The organism is Zoogloea sp. GDB6, assembly GCF_056724105.1.
This window is the reverse complement of the sequence record NZ_CM161497.1, coordinates 2,931,148-2,948,798: the sequence shown is the minus strand read 5'-3', so window position 1 is coordinate 2,948,798 and position 17,651 is coordinate 2,931,148. Positions and strand designations below refer to the sequence as shown.

At 67.4% G+C, this 17,651-nt stretch carries 18 protein-coding genes; 16 read left to right on the top strand and 2 right to left on the bottom strand.

All coding sequences use genetic code 11. The annotated features are described in order from the left end of the window. Positions 1 to 40: 40 nt before the first annotated feature. A complete protein-coding gene (locus tag AC1PQG_RS13295) occupies positions 41 to 1,381 on the bottom strand; it encodes a TAXI family TRAP transporter solute-binding subunit (protein WP_481118335.1) in 1,341 nt (446 codons plus the stop codon). Positions 1,382 to 1,644: 263 nt separating this feature from the next. Between AC1PQG_RS13295 and atzF the strand changes: the two genes are divergently transcribed. The 14 genes from atzF to AC1PQG_RS13225 all read left to right on the top strand — a co-directional run bounded on the left by atzF (position 1,645) and on the right by AC1PQG_RS13225 (position 13,890). Continuing rightward, positions 1,645 to 3,471, top strand: a complete 1,827-nt coding sequence (atzF, locus tag AC1PQG_RS13290; RefSeq protein ID WP_481118334.1) for an allophanate hydrolase — start codon at positions 1,645 to 1,647, stop codon at positions 3,469 to 3,471. A gap of 26 nt (positions 3,472 to 3,497) precedes the next feature. Beyond that, on the top strand, positions 3,498 to 4,622 hold the full coding sequence (locus AC1PQG_RS13285; RefSeq protein WP_481118333.1) for a BMP family ABC transporter substrate-binding protein: 1,125 nt from the start codon (positions 3,498 to 3,500) through the stop codon (positions 4,620 to 4,622). Between the two features lie 3 nt (positions 4,623 to 4,625). After that, positions 4,626 to 5,672, top strand: coding sequence for an ABC transporter permease (locus AC1PQG_RS13280; protein WP_481118332.1), 1,047 nt, complete (start codon positions 4,626 to 4,628; stop codon positions 5,670 to 5,672). Beyond that, on the top strand, positions 5,665 to 6,600 hold the full coding sequence (locus AC1PQG_RS13275; RefSeq protein WP_481118331.1) for an ABC transporter permease: 936 nt from the start codon (positions 5,665 to 5,667) through the stop codon (positions 6,598 to 6,600). Before AC1PQG_RS13280 ends, AC1PQG_RS13275 begins: the two co-directional genes overlap by 8 nt. A 31-nt stretch (positions 6,601 to 6,631) precedes the next feature. After that, positions 6,632 to 7,315, top strand: a complete 684-nt coding sequence (biuH, locus tag AC1PQG_RS13270; RefSeq protein ID WP_481118330.1) for a biuret amidohydrolase — start codon at positions 6,632 to 6,634, stop codon at positions 7,313 to 7,315. Positions 7,316 to 7,319: 4 nt separating this feature from the next. Continuing rightward, the gene (locus tag AC1PQG_RS13265; protein ID WP_481118329.1) at positions 7,320 to 8,915 is read left to right on the top strand and encodes an ABC transporter ATP-binding protein; all 1,596 of its coding nucleotides are present in this window, start codon (positions 7,320 to 7,322) and stop codon (positions 8,913 to 8,915) included. A gap of 13 nt (positions 8,916 to 8,928) precedes the next feature. Beyond that, entirely contained in the window at positions 8,929 to 9,609 is a 681-nt protein-coding gene (locus AC1PQG_RS13260) for a cysteine hydrolase family protein (RefSeq protein WP_481118328.1), read from the top strand. After that, on the top strand, positions 9,606 to 9,989 hold the full coding sequence (hpxZ, locus tag AC1PQG_RS13255) for an oxalurate catabolism protein HpxZ (RefSeq protein ID WP_481118327.1): 384 nt from the start codon (positions 9,606 to 9,608) through the stop codon (positions 9,987 to 9,989). The genes AC1PQG_RS13260 and hpxZ overlap by 4 nt, the downstream gene beginning before the upstream one ends. Positions 9,990 to 9,993: 4 nt before the next feature. Beyond that, positions 9,994 to 10,728 carry a GntR family transcriptional regulator gene (locus AC1PQG_RS13250; protein ID WP_481118326.1) on the top strand — a complete coding sequence of 245 codons (735 nt, stop codon included), beginning with the start codon at positions 9,994 to 9,996 and terminating at the stop codon, positions 10,726 to 10,728. Between the two features lie 106 nt (positions 10,729 to 10,834). After that, a complete protein-coding gene (locus AC1PQG_RS13245; RefSeq protein ID WP_481118324.1) occupies positions 10,835 to 11,809 on the top strand; it encodes a tRNA dihydrouridine synthase in 975 nt (324 codons plus the stop codon). 9 nt (positions 11,810 to 11,818) lie between these two features. Further along, positions 11,819 to 12,514 (top strand): tRNA (guanine(46)-N(7))-methyltransferase TrmB, encoded by a 696-nt coding sequence (gene trmB / locus AC1PQG_RS13240; protein ID WP_079433877.1) that lies wholly within the window; start codon positions 11,819 to 11,821, stop codon positions 12,512 to 12,514. After that, positions 12,511 to 13,224, top strand: a complete 714-nt coding sequence (locus AC1PQG_RS13235; RefSeq protein ID WP_481118322.1) for a UPF0149 family protein — start codon at positions 12,511 to 12,513, stop codon at positions 13,222 to 13,224. Before trmB ends, AC1PQG_RS13235 begins: the two co-directional genes overlap by 4 nt. A gap of 3 nt (positions 13,225 to 13,227) precedes the next feature. Beyond that, entirely contained in the window at positions 13,228 to 13,560 is a 333-nt protein-coding gene (locus AC1PQG_RS13230) for a YkgJ family cysteine cluster protein (protein ID WP_481118321.1), read from the top strand. A 96-nt stretch (positions 13,561 to 13,656) separates the two neighbouring features. Next, positions 13,657 to 13,890 carry an RNA-binding S4 domain-containing protein gene (locus tag AC1PQG_RS13225; RefSeq protein WP_079433874.1) on the top strand — a complete coding sequence of 78 codons (234 nt, stop codon included), beginning with the start codon at positions 13,657 to 13,659 and terminating at the stop codon, positions 13,888 to 13,890. 183 nt (positions 13,891 to 14,073) lie between these two features. Here the strand turns inward: AC1PQG_RS13225 and AC1PQG_RS13220 are convergent, their stop codons facing one another. Further along, positions 14,074 to 14,457: a YchJ family protein gene (locus tag AC1PQG_RS13220; RefSeq protein WP_481118320.1), complete on the bottom strand. Its 384-nt coding sequence runs from the start codon at positions 14,455 to 14,457 to the stop codon at positions 14,074 to 14,076. Positions 14,458 to 14,649: 192 nt separating this feature from the next. On the opposite strand from AC1PQG_RS13220, the gene AC1PQG_RS13215 reads away from it, so the two are divergent. Next, positions 14,650 to 17,196 carry a HAMP domain-containing sensor histidine kinase gene (locus tag AC1PQG_RS13215; protein ID WP_481118319.1) on the top strand — a complete coding sequence of 849 codons (2,547 nt, stop codon included), beginning with the start codon at positions 14,650 to 14,652 and terminating at the stop codon, positions 17,194 to 17,196. A gap of 7 nt (positions 17,197 to 17,203) precedes the next feature. Further along, positions 17,204 to 17,590, top strand: a complete 387-nt coding sequence (locus tag AC1PQG_RS13210) for a response regulator (RefSeq protein WP_481118318.1) — start codon at positions 17,204 to 17,206, stop codon at positions 17,588 to 17,590. Positions 17,591 to 17,651 lie beyond the last annotated feature (61 nt).

Below are 17,651 nucleotides of genomic sequence, written 5' to 3'. Positions count from 1 at the left end.
TAGCGCCGGCGGTCGGATGGCCGCCTGCACGACGAGTTTATCAATTGGACTTTGCTGAGCCTGTGGCAGTTTCCGCAAGACGTTGCAGGTGGCCGCGCACCAGCGCGATGTGCTCGCGCAGGGTGTACAGCTCGGTGCTGAAGGCCAGCGGCAGCTTGCGATGCAGCGCGCGCTGCTCGATGCGGTCGACGCGCAGGATGAAGGCGTCGATGGCCTCTGCGTTGTGGGCGGCGGCGGGGCTCTGGTCGAGCTCGTTCTCCAGGTATTTCAGCTCCCCGTACCAGCGGTAGATGCGGGAACGGATGCGCCAGTTGTAGATGCCCGGCAGCACCTTGGAGAGGGGGATCACCACCGCCACCAGCGGTAGCAGCATGACGATCAGGCGGTCGATCAGCACCGCCAGCCAGAACGGCAGGTAGCGCTGCAGCAAGGGCGGGCCGCTTTCGTAGAAGCGGCGTGCCGACGGGTGCAACGGCAGCGCATGGTCCTGCGGCGCCGGGAAGGCGCCGGCCGCCTGCAGCAGGCCCGGCGCGCTGTGGATCTCGCGGGCGTGCTTGAGGAGCAGGGTGACGATGGCCGGATGGATGTCGGCCTTGACCACCAGGTTGGCGGTGGCGGCGAGCAGGTGGATGTCCTTGGCCGGCCGGTCGTCGGCGATGTCGATGGCGCCGCGGGGCAGGGTGACCGTCAGCAGGTGCGGAAAGTGGCGCACGTAGCCTTCCGCCTGGACGAAGTCGAGCAGCTTGATGCCCTCCGTGTGGAGCAGCGCATCCACCACCGGCGCCTGCGGCGCGCCGACCACGAAGAAGGCATCCACGTCGCCGCGCTTGAGGGCGTCCACCGCGTCCATGCCGCCGATGGCCACCAGCGTCGGGTCGTGGGTGGCGAAGCCGTTGGCGGACAGCAGCTGCAGCGCGAAAAGCTGGGCACCGCTGCCCTGCACGCCGACGGCGATCTGCTTGCCTTTCAGCTGGGTCAGGCGCTCGTAATCATCTTTGCCCCGGTAGAAGACCCACACCGGCTCCAGATACATGCTGCCGAGGGTGGCCAGGTCTTCCGAATCGGGCTCGTTGGCGATGCCGCCTTGCACGAAGCCGGCGTCCACGCTGTCGTCGGTCTTCAGGCGCATCAGGTTCTCGACCGCACCGGTGGACGGGCGCAGTTCGACCTCGATGCCCTCCTGGGCCAGCTTGGCTTTGTAGCGCTCGCCGAAGAACTGGTAGGCGCCACCGGCAGCCCCCGTACTGATGACGATCTTTTTCGGCGGCGCGGGCCGCACGAACTGCCAGGCCAGCACAAAGGCGGCGATGACCAGCGCGATGGCCGGCAGAGCGAGGACGAGGAGGTCGCGACGGCTGCTGGTGGCGGTCAGGCGGCGCATGGGGAGCTCCTGTGACGGCGGGTGGATTCAGGGGGGCGAATGTTACGCCTGTCCGGCGTGCTGCGGCGGCCGGCGGCTGGCCGAAATGCACCGGGAGCGTGCCTCGTTCCAGGATTTTCCCGTTGATGGTGCGCTGCCGCATGAGATGCCGTTTTGCGCGTATTCGTAAGCCCATGATTTTTATGGGAAGGCGGCGCATGATTTAACTGGCATACATGCTGCTAACTTGGATTCTGTCTTGTATCCAAGTTTGGGTGCTAACTGTGAATGCCAGCCTGCCACGTGTATTGACGATCGCCTCCCTGCTCGAAGGCTACCGGAGCGGGCGTTTCCTTCCCGGCGACCTGGTGCGTGCGTTGCTGGCACGGATCGCCGCCGCCGATGATCCGGCGGTGTGGATCAGCGTGGCGTCCCACGCCGATCTGCGCGAGCGGCTGGCGGAAATGGATGCCAGCCTGCTGGCCGACCCGGTGGCCGCTCTGGCCCGCCGGCCGCTGCTCGGCGTGCCCTTCGCGGTGAAGGACAACATCGACGTGGCGGGCTTCAGGACGACCGCCGCCTGCCGCGAATTCGCCTACCTGGCCGAGCGCTCGGCTGACGCGGTGCGGCGCCTGGAGGAGGCCGGTGCCGTCGCGCTGGGCAAGACCAACCTCGACCAGTTCGCCACCGGCCTGGTCGGCACCCGCTCACCCTACGGCGCGGTGTGCAATCCCTTTCACCCGGATTACATCTCCGGCGGTTCGAGTTCCGGTTCGGCGGCGGCGACGGCGCTCGGGCACGTGGCCTTCGCGCTCGGCACCGATACGGCCGGGTCGGGCCGGGTGCCGGCGGGCTTCTGCAACCTGGTCGGGCTCAAGCCGACGCCGGGCCTGATCGGCACCGGCGGCGTGGTGCCGGCCTGCCGTAGCCTGGACTGCGTGTCGATCTTCGCCCACACCGTCACCGATGCCTGGCAGGTGCTGGCGGTCACCGCGGACGGGGCGGTTCCCGCCCACGGGCTCAAGCCCCGCGGCATCGTCGTGGGCGTGCCGACCGGGCTGCAGGGTGAGCTCGATACGCAGGCCTGCAAGGCTTTCGAGGCGGCCCTTGCCGCGGTGCACGGTCTGCCCGGCGTGACGCTGACAGACGTCGACCTCGAGCCTTTCCACGCAGTGGCGGCGCTGCTCTATGACGGACCATGGGTTGCCGAGCGACGGGCCGCGCTGGGCAGCTTTCTCGATACCCCGCACGCCAGCCTCGACCCGGTTGTCGCATCGATCATCGGCCGTGCGGACACCCATTCCGCCGCCGACGCCTTCCGCGGACGCTATCGGCTGGAAGCGCTGGCGCCTGCCTGCCACCAGGTCTTCGAGCAGGTGGACGTGCTGCTGGTGCCGACTGCGCCAGCCCACTTCACGCGGCGCGAGATCGTCCAGCAGCCCATCGAGCGCAACGCCTGGCTGGGGCGCTATACCAACTTCGTCAATCTCCTCGGCCTGTCGGCGCTGGCGATGCCAGGACCGTTCCGCAGTGATGGCCTGCCGGCGGGCGTGACCCTGATCGGCCCGTCCGGCGCCGATCATCTGCTGGCGGAAACCGCGCGTTGCTGGGAGCACGTCCTGCATCGGCGGCTGGGCCTGACCGAAGGGGAGCCGCCGCGCCGGGAGCAGCCGCTGCCAGCCCTGCCGCTGCGGGAGGCCACCGTGCAGGTGGCCGTGGTTGGCGCTCATCTGAGTGGTCTGCCGCTCAACTGGCAGCTCCTTGAACGGGCCGCCCGTCTGGTGGAGACCATGCGTACCGCGCCGCTGTACCGCCTGTACGCCTTGCCCGGAACCGTGCCGCCCAAGCCCGGGCTCGAACGGGTGAGCGGCGGGGGGTACGCCATCGAGGTGGAAGTGTGGGAGATGCCGCTGCGCCTGTTCGGCAGCTTCGTCGCCGAGGTTCCGCCGCCGCTGGGCATCGGCACGCTGATCCTCGCCGACGGTCGGCAGGTGAAGGGCTTCATCTGCGAGGGTGCCGCCCTGGCCGGCGCCCAGGATATTTCCGCCACCGGTGGCTGGCGTGCGCATCTGCGCGCTGCGGCGCCGCCTTCCGACCCGACCTTGTCCTGAACCCCCCAACGAAAGAGAGAACAACCATGGCTCAAACCCGTTTCTCCGCCGGCCGTCGCGACATCCTCCGCATTCTCGGCAGCGGTGCCGCCGTCAGCGCCTTGCCCTTCGGCATCGGCCTGGCCGGCGCGGCCGACAAGCTGGTGGTCGGTGTGATCTACGTCGGCCCGCGGGACGACTTCGGCTACAACCAGGCCCAGGCCCAGGCGGTGGCGGCGCTCAAGAAGATGCCGGGCGTGAAGGTAGTAGAGGAAGAGAAGGTGCCGGAGACGGTGGCCGTGCAGAAGACCATGGAGGCGATGATCAACCAGGACAAGGCCAGCTTGATCTTCGCGACGTCCTTCGGCTACTTCGACCCCCACGTGCTGAAGATGGCCGAGAAATACCCGAACGTGCGTTTCGCCCACTGCGGCGGGCTGTGGACGGCGGGCAAGCATCCGAAGAACGTCGGCAGCTTCTTCGGCTACATCGACGAATGCCAGTACCTCGACGGCATCGCCGCGGCCTCGGCGAGCAAGAGCAAGAAACTCGGCTTCATCGCCGCCAAGCCGATTCCGCAGGTGCTGCGCAACATCAACGCCTTCCTGCTCGGCGCGCGCTCGGTAGACCCAAAGGCGACGGTGAAGGTGATCTTCACCGGCGACTGGTCGCTGCCGGTCAAGGAGGCCGAGGCCGCCAACAGCCTCATCGACCAAGGCGTGGATGTGCTGACCTGTCACGTGGACAGCCCCAAGGTCATCGTCGAAACCGCCGAGCGCCGTGGCGTGTACAGCTGCGGCTACCACGCCAGCCAGGCCAAGCTGGCACCCAAGGGCTACCTGACCGGCGCGGAGTGGGACTGGCAGACACCGTATACGCAGATCGTCAAGGCGACCCTCGACGGCAAGCCGATGGTCAATTTCCTGCGCGGCGGGCTGAAGGACGGCTTCGTCAAGCCATCGCCCTTCGGGCCGGCGGTGTCGGCGGAGGCGAAGAAAAAGTCCGAGGCGGTCAAGGCGGCGATGCTGAAGGGCGATTTCCCGATCTTCAAGGGGCCGTTGCTGGACAACACCGGCAAGACGGTGATCGCCGCCGGTAAGGTGCTCGGCCAGCAGGATCCCTTGCTGGAGAGCATGAACTATCTGGTCGATGGCGTGATCGGGCAGGTCTGAGCCATGGACGCCGCCATGAACCGGGCCATGCGCGCTGTCGCGCCGCTGGCGCCCTTTACCGCCGCGGCGCTGGCTGCCGCGCTGCTGTTCGCGGCCTTCCTGGCGGCCCAGGGCTTCGAGGCGCCGGAGGCGCTGGGGCTGGTGGTGGAGGGCGCTTTCGGCTCGGCCTTCGCGTGGCAGAACACCCTGGCGCGTGCCGCGCCGCTGATGCTCACCGCGCTCTGTGTGGCCCTGCCGGCCCGCGCCGGGCTGGTGATCATCGGTGGGGAAGGGGCGTTGGCGCTGGGCGCGCTGGCCGCGGCGATGGTGCCGTCCCTGACCGCCGGCTGGCCGGCCCTGCCGGTGCAGCTGCTGATGGCGCTGGCGGGCTTCGTGGCCGGCGGGGCGTGGATCGCCGCGTCCGCCTGGCTGCGCCACGTGAGGGGTATCAACGAGACCATCTCCAGCCTGCTGCTCTCCTACATCGGCATCGCGCTGTTCAATTTCCTGGTCGAAGGCGTCTTGCGTGATCCGGCCAGCCTCAACAAGCCTTCGACGCCGCCGCTGCCCGACGCGGTGCTGATTGGTCCGCTGCCGGGGCTGGAAGTGCATTGGGGCCTCGTTTGGGGCGTGCTGGCCTGCGCGGCGGCGTGGTTCCTGCTGCGGCGTACGGTGTTCGGCTTTTCGGTGGCGGTTGTCGGCGGCAATCCGCGGGCGGCGCTGATGGCCGGCCTGCCGGTCGGCACTCTGCTGCTCGCGGCCTGTTTCCTCGGCGGCGGCGCGGCCGGGGTGGCGGGGATGCTGGAGGTGGCCGCGGTGCACGGCAGCGCCAACGCCTCGCTGCTGGCGGGCTACGGCTACGCCGGCATCCTGGTGTCCTTCGCAGCCCGCCACAACCCGCTGGGCATCGTCGCCGGCGCCATCCTGGTGGGCGGTATCGGTGCGTCAGGCAGCCTGCTGCAGCGGCGCCTGGATCTGCCCGACGCTGCCGTGCTGGTCTTGCAGGGCGCGCTGTTCGTGGCCCTGCTGGCCTTCGAAACCCTCAACCGGAAAGGAGCCCGCCGTGTCTGAAACCACTGACGGCCTGGCCTTCGGCAGTCTTGCGCTGGCCCTGCTGGGCGGTGCCCTGCGGGTCAGCACCCCCTTCCTGTTCGTCAGCCTCGGGGAGTGCATCACCGAAAAATCCGGCCGCATCAACCTGGGCCTGGAGGGCACGCTGGTGCTGGGCGCGATGGGCGGCTATGGGGTCTCGCTGCTCACCGGCTCGCCATGGCTGGGCGTGCTGGCCGCTGGGCTGTGCGGGGTGCTGATGGGGCTGCTGCACGGAGGCCTGTGTTCACTGCCCAAGGTGAACGACATCGCCGTCGGCATCGCGCTGATGCTGTTCGGCACCGGACTGGCCTTCTTCCTCGGCAAGCCGCTGATCCAGCCCCAGGCACCGATGCTGCCGTCCGTGGAACTAGGGGCGTGGAGCGACAATGAACAGATCCGCTCCGCGCTGCGCATCAACGTGCTGCTGCCCGTCGGGCTGGCGTTGGCGGGCCTGCTGCACTGGGCCTTCCGGGCCAGCCGCTGGGGCCTGGCGCTGCGCCTGGTCGGCGACAACGCGGCGGCGGCTCGGGCGCTGGGCTACCCGGTGGTGCCGATCCGTATTGGGGCGACAGCGGCCGGTGGCTTCCTGGCCGGCGTCGGCGGTGCCTTTCTGTCCCTCTATTACCCGGGCAGCTGGAACGAAGGTCTGTCCAGCGGGCAGGGGCTGATGGCGGTGGCGCTGGTCATCTTCGCTCGCTGGAGCCCCTTGCGCTGCGCGCTGGCGGCGCTGCTGTTCGGGGCGGCCGGCGCGCTCGGCCCGGCCTTGCAGTCGCAGGGCATCACGGCCGGCTACTACCTCTTCAACGCGGCGCCCTATGTGCTGACCCTGGCCCTGATGGCGGCCAGCTGGACGCCGGGGCAGACCCTGGCCGGCGCGCCCGGCGAGCTGTCCTTCACCCAGCGCTGAATCCACGACAACCCTGGCAGGAGCTTCAAGCATGACCGCTTTCCACCTCGAAGCCGATCCCTATCCCTGGCCCTGGAACGGCGACCTGACGCCGGCCAACACCGCGCTGATCATCATCGACATGCAGACCGACTTCTGCGGCGTCGGCGGCTACGTGGACAAGATGGGCTACGACCTGTCCCTGACCCGCGCGCCGATCGGGCCGATCAAGGCGGTGCTGGCGCGCCTGCGCAGCCTGGGCTTCTTCATCATCCACACCCGCGAGGGGCACCGTCCTGACCTGGCCGACCTGCCGCCCAACAAACGCTGGCGCTCCCAGCGCATCGGTGCCGGCATCGGCGATGCCGGGCCTTGCGGGCGCATCCTGGTACGCGGCGAGCCGGGCTGGGAGATCATCCCCGAACTGGCGCCGCTACCCGGCGAGGTGGTCATCGACAAGCCGGGCAAGGGCTCGTTCTACGCCACCGATCTGGAGCTGGTCCTGCGCACTTGCGGCATCCGCAACATCATCCTGACCGGCATCACCACCGACGTGTGCGTGCACACCACCATGCGCGACGCCAACGACATGGGCTTCGAGTGCCTGCTGCTGGAGGACTGCTGCGGCGCCACCGACCATGGCAACCACCTGGCGGCGCTCAAGATGATCAAGATGCAGGGCGGGGTATTCGGCGCGGTGTCGGATTCCAGCACCTTGCTGGCGGCGCTGGAGTAGGGCCATGGACGCGCTCACCCACACCCTGCTGGCGGCCGACGTGCAGAACCGCGGCGCGGCCGTCGAGGCTTACCGGGTCACCAAGCGCTTCGGCGCGCTGACGGCCCTCGACGAGGTGTCCCTCAAGGTGGAGTCCGGCAGCTTCCACTGCCTGCTCGGCGAGAACGGCGCCGGCAAGAGCACGCTGGTGAAATGCTTGGTCGGCTACCACCCGCCGGAGGAAGGCAGCTTTCTGGTGGATGGTCGTGAGCAGGCCATCCGCAGCCCGCGGGACGCCCAGCGCCTGCGCATCGGCATGGTCTACCAGCACTTCACGCTGGCGCCGGGCATGACGGTGGCCGAGAACCTGCTGCTGGCCCGCGGCGACCTGCCGCTGCGCATCGACTGGCGGCGGGAGAAGGCGGCGCTGGCGGCCTTTCTGGACAGTACGCCGTTCCGCCTCGACCTGAACGCGCGGGTGGCCGACCTGGCTGCCGGCGAGAAGCAGAAGCTGGAGATCCTCAAGCAGCTTTACCTGGGCCAGCGCCTGCTGATCCTCGACGAGCCGACCTCGGTGCTGACCCCAGCCGAGGCCGACGAGGTGCTCGGCCTGCTGCACGGCATGACGCGGGACGGCCGCCTGACGGTGATGATGATCACCCACAAGTTCCGCGAGGTGAGCGCCTACGGCGACAGCGTCACGGTGCTGCGGCGCGGCAAGCTGGCGGGGAGCGGCAAGGTTGGGGAGCTGACGACCCAGGACATGGCCGAGATGATGGTCGGCAGTGCGGTGTCGGTGGCCACCGCGCCGCGGCGGCGGGCTGCCGATGCCTGGCGAACGGCTGGGGACATCCGCCTGGCGGTGGATGGCCTGTGCGCCGACAACGACCGGGGCATGCCGGCGGTGCGCGAGCTGGACTTGGTGGTGCGCGCCGGTGAGATCGTCGGCATTGCCGGGGTGGCCGGCAACGGGCAGAAGGAGCTGGTCGAGGTGCTGCTCGGCCAGCGCAGCGCGCGCGGCGGGGCGGTGCACGTGGATGGTGAGAGCTACGGCGCGACGCGGGCCGAGCTGCGCCGCCACGGTGTCTTCAGCCTGCCCGAGGAGCCCCTGCGCAATGCCTGTGTACCCAACATGAGCGTGGCGGAGAACATGGGGCTGCGGGATTTCGACATCGCGCCGTTCTCCGGCAGCTGGTTCAGTCTGCGCTTCCTGCGCCGCGGCGCGCTGACACGCCGGGCGAGGGAATGGATTGAGGCCTTCGGCGTGCGTCCGCCGGATCCGTCGGCGGCCATCGAGAACCTGTCCGGCGGCAACGTCCAGCGGGCCGTGCTGGCCCGCGAGCTGTCCGGCGCGGTACGCCTGTTGATCGTCGCCAACCCGGTGTTCGGGCTGGACTTCGCTGCGACGGAGGCGATCCACCGCCGGCTCGACCAGGCCCGCAACGACGGCGCGGCAATCCTGCTGGTCAGCGAAGACCTGGACGAGCTGCTGGAGCTGTCCGACCGCATCCTGGTGATGTCGGAAGGGCGCATCGCCCATCAGGCGCTGGCCGGTTACGTGGATGTGGCGGAGGTCGGCCGCCACATGGCGGGCGGTGCCGGGCATGGGGCGGGGCACTGAGGAGATGAGCGCCATGATCCGCGTCGACGCACAGCCTTACGGCTTCACCTTCGCGCCGGCCAGCACGGCGCTGATCGTCATCGACATGCAGCGCGACTTCATCGAGCCGGGCGGCTTCGGCGAAAGCCTGGGCAACGACGTGTCGCGGCTGACCGCGATCGTTCCGACGGTGGCCGCGTTGCTCGACACCTGCCGCCGCCACGGCATCGCCGTGATCCACACCCGCGAAGCGCACCGGCCCGACCTTTCCGATTGTCCGCCGGCCAAGCAGGGGCGGGGCGACGCAGCGCTGCGCATTGGCGACACGGGGCCGATGGGGCGCATCCTGGTGGCCGGCGAGCCGGGCAACGACATCCTTCCGGCGGTGGCGCCGCTGCCTGGCGAGATCGTCATCGACAAGCCGGGGAAGGGGGCCTTCTACGCCACCGCCTTGGGCGAGATCCTGCGGCTGAAAGGGATCACCCATCTGCTGTTCGCCGGCGTGACCACCGAGGTCTGCGTGCAGACGACGATGCGCGAGGCCAACGACCGGGGCTACGAATGCCTGCTGGTCGAGGACGCCACCGCGAGCTACTTTCCGGCCTTCAAGGCCGCCGCCATCGACATGATCGTCGCCCAGGGCGGCATCGTCGGCTGGAGCGCCCCGCTGGCCGCGCTGATGGCCGCCCTCGAACCCTCGAAAGCGAATCCATGAGCGCACCCGCCATCAATCTTCCCCATGTGCTGGCCGAACTGGGCGCCGTGTTCGAGCGCTACGAGGCCGCGCTGATCGCCAACGACGTGGCGGTGCTCAACGCGCTTTTCTGGGACAATCCGCTCACGGTGCGCTTCGGCATCGCCGAGATCCACTACGGCGCTGCCGCTATCCGCAAGTATCGGGAGCACTTCGTTCCCCCCGCCAACATGCCGCGACAACTGCGTAACCTAGTGATCACCACCTTCGACGAGAACTTCGCCACCGCCGACGTGGAATTCCTGCGCGACGGCGATCCGGTCGGCCGCCAGAGCCAGACCTGGGTGCGCTTCCCGGAAGGCTGGCGGGTCGTCTCGGCCCACGTGAGCATGCAGACCTGAGCCCATGGGCAACTCCAGCCGACCCAAAGAAAATGCCCTCGCCAACCGGATCTACCAGCAACTGAAGGACGAGATCTTCTCCTTCCAGCTGCTGCCGGGGGACCGCTTCACCGAGACCGAGGTGGCCGAGCGCTACGGGGTATCGCGCACGCCGGTGCGTGGTGCGCTGTACCGCCTGGAGCGGGAAGGCTTCCTGCAGGTGTATTTCCGCAGCGGCTGGTCCGTGCGCAGCATCGACTTCGAACGCCTGGACCAGCTCTACGACTTGCGTGTCGTGCTCGAGGAGGCGGCGGTGAGCCGCATCTGCGAAGCGCCGCAGACCGCGGACCTGGCGGCGTTGACCGAGGTGTGGCTGGTGGACCCGGCGGAGCGCCTGACCGACGGCAACCGCGTCGCCGCGCTGGACGAAGCCTTCCACCAGGGCCTGGTGCTGGCCACCGGCAACCGGGAAATGGCCGCCGTGCACCAGGACGTCACCGAGAAGATCCGCATCGTGCGCCGCCTGGACTTCACCAACCCGGCGCGCATCCAGGCGACCTACGACGAGCATGCCCAGTTGTTGCGCTTGCTGATCCAGCGCAAGGCGGCGCAGGCGAGCATTCTGCTGCGCTCCCACATCGAGGCCAGCAAGGCCGAGGTGCGCAAGATCACGCTGCACAACCTGCACGCGGCGCGGCAGCTGAATCTTGCACAGGGGCAGCTCAGCGCAGCGGCGGCGGAGCAGGGCGCAGGACACTGACCGGGCGGCTGCCTTTTCTCCGGCAAGGGCTTGAAAAACCTGGGATCGGCTCGCCGATTCGCCGTAGAATCGCGCCCTTCGACCGTGAGCGGTGTGTGTGGATTAGATGGGAATACTGTTGCTTGCGCCCATGGAGGGGCTGGCCGATTACCTGCTGCGCGACGTGCTGACCCAGGTGGGCGGCTACGACGGCGCGGTGACGGAGTTCGTCCGCGTCTCCGGCAGCCTGCTGCCCCATCGCACCTACCGCCGCATCAGCCCCGAAATCGACAACGGTGGGCGCACGTCCGGCGGCACGCCGGTGGTGGTCCAGCTGCTCGGCAGCGATCCGGCCGCGCTGGCCGAGAATGCCGCCCGTCTGTGCGAGCTGTCGCCGCCGGGCGTCGACCTCAACTTCGGCTGTCCGGCCAAGACCGTCAATTCCCACGGCGGCGGCGCCATGCTGCTGGCCGATCCCGAATGCCTGTACCGCATCGCCGGTGCGGTGCGCCGCGCGGTACCGCGGCACATTCCCTTCACCGCCAAGATGCGACTCGGCGTGGAGGACACCTCTCTCGCGCTGGACTGCGCGCGGGCGCTGGAAGCCGGCGGCGCCGAAGGCCTGGTGGTGCATGCCCGCACCAAGCGCGACGGCTACCGTCCGCCGGCCCACTGGGAATGGATAGCCCGCATCCGCGATGTGGTCAAGCTGCCGGTGGTGGCCAACGGCGAGGTGTGGAGCGAGGACGACTGGCGGCGTTGCCGTTCGGTGAGCGGCGCGGACGACGTGATGCTCGGCCGCGGCGCGGTGTCCGATCCCTTCCTGGCGCGGCGCATCGCCGCCGGTGCCGAAGTGCCGGCCGACCGGGACGCGGAGTGGGGCGAGCTGCTGCACCTCATCGGCGACTTCTGGGAGCGCGTGCAGCTGAAGGTCGAGCCGCGCCACGCGCCGGGCCGCCTGAAACAATGGATCAACATGCTGCGGCGCAATTTCCCGGCCGCCGAACTTCTTTATCAGGACCTGCGCGCCCAGCCCGAATGCCGGGCCATCGACCACGTCCTGCGCCGCCATGGCGTGCCGCTGCTGCAGGCCGCTGCCTGACCCAAACCGATGTACGCCAATTCAAAGATTCCGGAGAGCGCCCAGCAGGGCGTCCATGAACATCTCGTCGAGCGGGTGGCCAAGCACGCCAGCTGCGAGTTCCGCAAACCCGTCCTCGACCACAACAAGGCGGCCTTCGAGGCCAGCCTGGCCGGCTGGGACGGTAAGGCACCGCTGATCCTCGATTCCGGCTGCGGCGTGGGCCACAGTACCATCCAGCTGGCGCGGGCCTTTCCCGACCACTGGGTGATCGGAGTGGACCAGTCGGAAGACCGCCTGAGCCGCAAGAAACCCTACCCGGATGCGCTGCTGCCGAAGAACATGATCTTCGTGCGCGCTGACCTGGTGGACTACTGGCGTCTGATGGCCGACGCCGGTATCCGCCTGGCGCGCCATTACATCCTCTATCCGAACCCGTGGCCGAAGATCGGCCACCTGGCGCGGCGCTGGCATGCGCACCCGGTCTTCCCCTTCGTGCCGCGCCTCGGCGGCCGGCTGGAGTGCCGCAGTAACTGGAACATTTATGTGGAAGAATTCGCCATTGCGCTGGGGCTGCTGATCGGCCGCCAGCTGCCGTGGGAGTCCTTCGAGGCGCCGTCGCCGCTGACCCCATTCGAACGCAAATACCGGGATTCCGGCCAGACCCTTTACCGGTGTGTGGTGGAGCTCGATCGCCAACCGACCGTGGAGGAAACCCCGCAATGACCACCGCTCAATCCATTCCGCTGACCGAAGAAGAACTCGAGCAGCTCGAAGAACTGCTGGTGTCGGACGAAGTGCCGGCCGACTGCATGAACATGGAGATGCTGGACGGCTACCTCGCCGCCATCGTCGCCTCGCCGCTGCCGATTCCGGTGGAGGAGTGGCTCCCCGCCGTGTGGACCGCCGAAGAGGGCGAGGTGGGCTTCGGCTCCGGCGCGTCCCTGCAGAAGGCCATCGAGCTGGTGCTGCGCTACTACAACGACCTGATCGAGATGATCGGCGACGAAGAGGGCGATGAGGAAGGCGAGGCCGAAGGCTGGCAGCCGTTCTGCTACGCCCAGGGTGGCGACGACGATCCTGCCATCGGTGAGGAGTGGAGTAACGGCTTCGAGCAGGGCTTCGAGATGTGGCCGTCCGAGTGGCCGGACAAGGTGGGCGACACGTCCATCGCCGAGGCACTGCTGGAGACCATCCTCGGGCCCGAAGAGGAAGTGGCGGTTCAACCCGACACGGAGGCGCAGCTGGCCGAGCTGGAAGAGAAGGGCTTCGCCGTCCAGCATCTGTACCAGAACTGGCGTGCGCTGGGCCTGCCGGCTCCGGAGCCGGTGGCTGTCAGCGCTGCGGCGGGGGCTACCAAGAGCGGCCCGGGCCGTAACGAGCCTTGCCCCTGCGGCAGCGGCAAGAAGTACAAGAAGTGTTGTGGGGCCGACTGAGCCGTGGCTGACCCCTGCCTGAGCTGTGGCGCCTGCTGCGCCAGCTTCCGGGTGGATTTCCATATCGCCGATCTGGAAACCACGCCCGGCGGCTGCGTGCCGGTGGCGCTGACGGTGCCGCTCACCGCGACGCTGGTGCGGATGCGCGGCACCGATGCAGCGGAGCCGCGCTGCATTGCGCTAGCCGGCGAGGTAGGGCGCGAAGTGAAGTGCACGATCTACGAAAAGCGCCCCGGCCCGTGCCGGGATTTCTCGCCCTACGCGGCGCTGAACATCGGAGAGGAAGGCTGTGCGCGGGCCCGGCGGCGGCATGGAATGGCGCCTCTCGGTGAGTGAGTTCGAGTCCGTTCAAGCCGCTTGGCGGCGCGATCGGGCTCTGACACAATCCCTGCCGACAGCAACATTTCCTTAACACACGCAAGGGGTGTCACCATGACCATTCGTTTCTCCGTTGAAGGCGAATTCATTCAGCTCGACCAACTCCTGAAGGCCGTGGGCCTGTGCGGTTCCGGCGGCGAGGCCAAGCAGCGCGTGGCGGACGGCGACGTATTCGTGGACGGGGATATCGAGAACCGCAAGCGGGCCAAGCTGAGGCCAGGCCAGCGTGTGGACTTTGCCGGTGAAACCATCGAGCTGATTGCCGCTGACGTTGTAGCAGCCGTGTAAAGGCCAGGGTTTCCGGTCTGACAAAGGGGGCGAGTGAATCGCCCTCTTGTCTTTTGTGCCTGCCGAATCTTGAGGGCTGATCCGGTGAAGCGTCTTGCCTCATGGCGTCAGCGTTCTGGACGTTGACTCGATGTGAATCTGAGGCCGTAAGGCACAGGAAAAGGGGGCTCCATCCTGCTGATTTCAGCGCGGATGGATGTCGCCGTTCGTATAAAGCCAACATCCGTCGATGTGCACGAAACGGCTGGTTTCGTGCAGGCGGTGGGCTCGCCCTCCGATCTTGTAGCGCGCCACGAATTCGACGATGGCGTGCTCCGCATCCTGCTGCTGGTGGCGCTTAACCTCCAGCCCCAGCCATTTGGTGGGAGGCTCGTCGGCGAGGCGCAGGTCGGTGGGCAGGAAGTCCGGATGCCAGGTGGCGCGCAGGTAGGCTTCGTTGCCGAGCGTGAAGGCGGTGTAGCGGGAGCGCATCAGGGCTTCGGCAGTGGGTGCAACTGCACCGCCATCGATGTAAGGGCCACAGCACGCGGTATAGGAGGTTTGGGAGCCGCAGGGGCAGGAGGACATGGGCGTGCAAGCTTCATGGGCAGGGCCCGGTATTCTCGGCGGGATTCCGCATCTGCGGCAAGGCGTATGGCAAGCTGCGTTCCTGTTTGAGATTTCCGGTGCCGGGCCGATAAGTCCCGAGGAACAAGAAACATCCGATCGATGACGGGGGGCCGGCGGTCCTGGAGCGACACGCCGGCAATGGGGAGAGGTATGGCGTTCGGGGCATGGATGAAGGGGATCCGCGCCAAGTTGATCGCGATTTTCGTGGTCATCAAGGTGGTTCCATTGGTGTTGTTGGCCTTGCTGGCGTGGAGCATGGCGCAGAGGCTGGGCCAGAGCGTCAGTGGCCAGGCGGAGTCCATGGCGGAAGTGATGCTGGCAACCGTCAAGCAGGTGGGAGACGCCGCGACTGGCGATGCCATCCGCGCCCTCGACGATCGGGCCCGGGAAGGCATGGAGCGGCTGACCACCGACACCGCGCGGGCGGTGGCGGCGTTTCTCTATGACCGGGATTCCGATCTGCGCCAGGCCGCCGAGTTGACGCCCGATGCGGAGGCCTATCGGCGTTTCCTGGCTCACCGCAGCCGTACGCTCTATGGGCACGGCCGCTGGCAGCTGTCCGCCGACAAGAAGCGCTGGGAACCCGTCGAGCCCGAAACTCCCGACACGAAGCTGGCCGCCGATCCGCGCCAGGCGCTGGGCGACAATGCGAAGGCCTTCAGTGCGCGGGCGCCCGAATTCCTCGGTATTCCCGAGCAGCGTCCGCTGTTCGTGGAGATGAGCTTTGTCGATCTGCAGGGGCGGGAGCGCGTCAAAGTCACGACGGGAACCTTGACCCAGCCCGGCCTGCGGGACGTGAGCCGTCCGGAAGGCACTTTCCTCAGGGCCGAGCGTTACTGGCCGGAGCTCAAGCGCCTGAAGCCCGGCGAGATCTACGTTTCGGATGTCATCGGTGCTTACGTTGGCAGCCGGGTGATCGGTGCCTACCTGCCGGAGAGCGCCCGCAAGGCCGGTGTCGACTTCAGGCCTGAGGAGTCCGCCTACGCGGGCACCGAGAACCCGGTCGGCAGGCACTTTCGCGCCATCGTGCGGTGGGCCATGCCGGTGGTGCAGGGCGGCAAGGTAACGGGTTACGTGACGCTGGCGCTGGATCACGACCACATCCGCCAGTTCACCGACCGCATCAGCCCGACGGAGCGGCGTTACACGCAGATCAGCGATGCCATCGTCGGCAACTACGCCTTCATGTGGGATCACAACAGCCGGGCGATCTCCCATCCGCGGGACTATTTCATCCCCGGCTACAATCCCGCCACCGGCAAGCCGGTGGTGCCGTGGCTGGACCAATCCCTGTATGAAGCCTGGCAGGCGTCCGGCCAGTCAGCGCAGGAATTCCTCGCCGGAGTGAAGCCTTTCGATGGACAGTCCCTGAAGAAGAAGCCGGCCGCAGCGCAGATCAAGGCCGGCACGGTAGCGCTGGATTGCCGTTACCTGAACTTCTCGCCCCAGTGCGCGGGTTGGAACCAGCTGACGGAGAAGGGTGGTTCGGGCTCTTTCGAGATCTTCTTTTCGGGCTTGTGGAAACTCACCACCGCGGCGGCCATTCCCTATTACACCGGCCAGTATGGCCGGACGCCGCAGGGCTTCGGGTTTGTGACCATCGGCGCCAACGTGGATGATTTCCACCGCGCGGCGACCGAGTCGGCGAAGCGCATCGGCGCCACCATCGCCGAGCGGGACCGGGACTTCCAGACCCGCCGTCAGGGCCTGCTCGAATCCATCGGGCGCAATCTGGCCGAAACGGCGACGGCCCTGGGCTTGTCTACGCTGATGATGGGAGGTGTGGTGATCGTCGTGGCGATCTGGATGGCCCAGTTCATCACCCGGCGCATCACCGACATGGTCCAGGGGCTCGGCCGTTTCGAGAAAGGGGAGATGTCTCACCGGCTGGACGTGCGTTCGGATGACGAAATGGGGCAACTGGCCCGCTCCTTCAACCGCATGGCCGACACCGTGCAGGAATCCTTCCAGCGCTCGGAGGAGGCGCGCAGCAAGGCGGAAGAGGCCTACCGACTGAAGTCGGAATTCCTGGCCAGCATGTCCCACGAACTGCGCACGCCACTGAATGGGATACTCGGCTATTCTGAACTACTGAGCCTGGATCTGACGGAACCTGACCAGCGGGAGTTCGCGGCCACCATCCACAGTTCCGGCGAACATCTGCTCAATATCGTCAATGACATTCTGGACCTGGCCAAGATCGAGGCCGGTGGAATCGAGCTCAAGCCGTCGGACGTGGACGTGGCCCGTCTGGCCGGCGAACTGGTGGCTGCACACCGGGCTCATGCGCGGGCAAAGGGGCTGGAGATGGAACTGGATCTGGCCCCCGATTTGCCGGAAACGGTCCATATCGACGTGCTGCGGGTGCGTCAGGTGCTGAACAACCTGTTGAACAATGCGGTGAAATTCACCGAAAATGGCAAAATCGGCCTGCGGGTCAGTCGGGACGGTAGCCGGCTGGCCTTTGCGGTCTTCGATACCGGTCGCGGTATCCCACCCGAAGCGCTGGAGCTCATCTTCGAAAGGTTCCGGCAACTGGATCATTTCGTGACCCGCGATCACGGTGGATCGGGCCTCGGCCTTGCGTTGGCGCGGGAGCTGGCCCAGCTTCTGGGAGGCAGCCTGTCCGTGGCGTCGAAGCTCGGCGAGGGCTCGACCTTCATCCTTCATCTTCCTGTACAGGAGCCCGGCTCCTGATTCATCCATGAGCGAGCAGTCTCCTGAGCAAAAGAAAGTCCTCGTTGTCGACGACAACGCCATCAACCGGCGCCTTGCGGTTGCCTTCCTGACACGGCTGGGTTTGCAGACCCAGGAGGCGGCGGATGGTCCCATGGCGCTCGAGCGCCTCAACTCGGGAAGTTTCGACGTCGTGCTGCTCGACATCAGCATGCCTGGCATGTCCGGGGAGGAAGTGCTGGCGGTGCTGCGGGCAGACCCCCGCCTCAGCGGGCTTCCCGTGATTGCCTATACTGCCCATGCCTTGCCCGACGAAAAGCAGCGCCTGCTGGATGCCGGCTTCGACGAACTGCTGATCAAACCAATCACCTTCAAGGCCGTCGAGGACGCGTTGGCCGCTTGTTTCAGTCGGTAAGTGCATTCGATGCGGAAAGTGTAACCGGCCTGCAAAATTGGATTGGTGCAACCGCACAATC

Excerpts from the sequence above, each read along its gene's own strand:
- AC1PQG_RS13215 (WP_481118319.1), top strand. The coding sequence starts at position 14,650 with ATGGCGTTCGGGGCATGGATGAAGGGGATCCGCGCCAAGTTGATCGCG.
- AC1PQG_RS13210 (WP_481118318.1), top strand. The coding sequence starts at position 17,204 with ATGAGCGAGCAGTCTCCTGAGCAAAAGAAAGTCCTCGTTGTCGACGAC.
- AC1PQG_RS13260 (WP_481118328.1), top strand. The coding sequence starts at position 8,929 with ATGATCCGCGTCGACGCACAGCCTTACGGCTTCACCTTCGCGCCGGCC.
- biuH (WP_481118330.1), top strand. The coding sequence starts at position 6,632 with ATGACCGCTTTCCACCTCGAAGCCGATCCCTATCCCTGGCCCTGGAAC.
- AC1PQG_RS13220 (WP_481118320.1), bottom strand. The coding sequence starts at position 14,457 with ATGTCCTCCTGCCCCTGCGGCTCCCAAACCTCCTATACCGCGTGCTGT.
- AC1PQG_RS13225 (WP_079433874.1), top strand. The coding sequence starts at position 13,657 with ATGACCATTCGTTTCTCCGTTGAAGGCGAATTCATTCAGCTCGACCAA.
- AC1PQG_RS13280 (WP_481118332.1), top strand. The coding sequence starts at position 4,626 with ATGGACGCCGCCATGAACCGGGCCATGCGCGCTGTCGCGCCGCTGGCG.
- AC1PQG_RS13265 (WP_481118329.1), top strand. The coding sequence starts at position 7,320 with ATGGACGCGCTCACCCACACCCTGCTGGCGGCCGACGTGCAGAACCGC.
- AC1PQG_RS13245 (WP_481118324.1), top strand. The coding sequence starts at position 10,835 with ATGGGAATACTGTTGCTTGCGCCCATGGAGGGGCTGGCCGATTACCTG.
- AC1PQG_RS13295 (WP_481118335.1), bottom strand. The coding sequence starts at position 1,381 with ATGCGCCGCCTGACCGCCACCAGCAGCCGTCGCGACCTCCTCGTCCTC.
- hpxZ (WP_481118327.1), top strand. The coding sequence starts at position 9,606 with ATGAGCGCACCCGCCATCAATCTTCCCCATGTGCTGGCCGAACTGGGC.
- AC1PQG_RS13250 (WP_481118326.1), top strand. The coding sequence starts at position 9,994 with ATGGGCAACTCCAGCCGACCCAAAGAAAATGCCCTCGCCAACCGGATC.
- AC1PQG_RS13235 (WP_481118322.1), top strand. The coding sequence starts at position 12,511 with ATGACCACCGCTCAATCCATTCCGCTGACCGAAGAAGAACTCGAGCAG.
- trmB (WP_079433877.1), top strand. The coding sequence starts at position 11,819 with ATGTACGCCAATTCAAAGATTCCGGAGAGCGCCCAGCAGGGCGTCCAT.
- AC1PQG_RS13285 (WP_481118333.1), top strand. The coding sequence starts at position 3,498 with ATGGCTCAAACCCGTTTCTCCGCCGGCCGTCGCGACATCCTCCGCATT.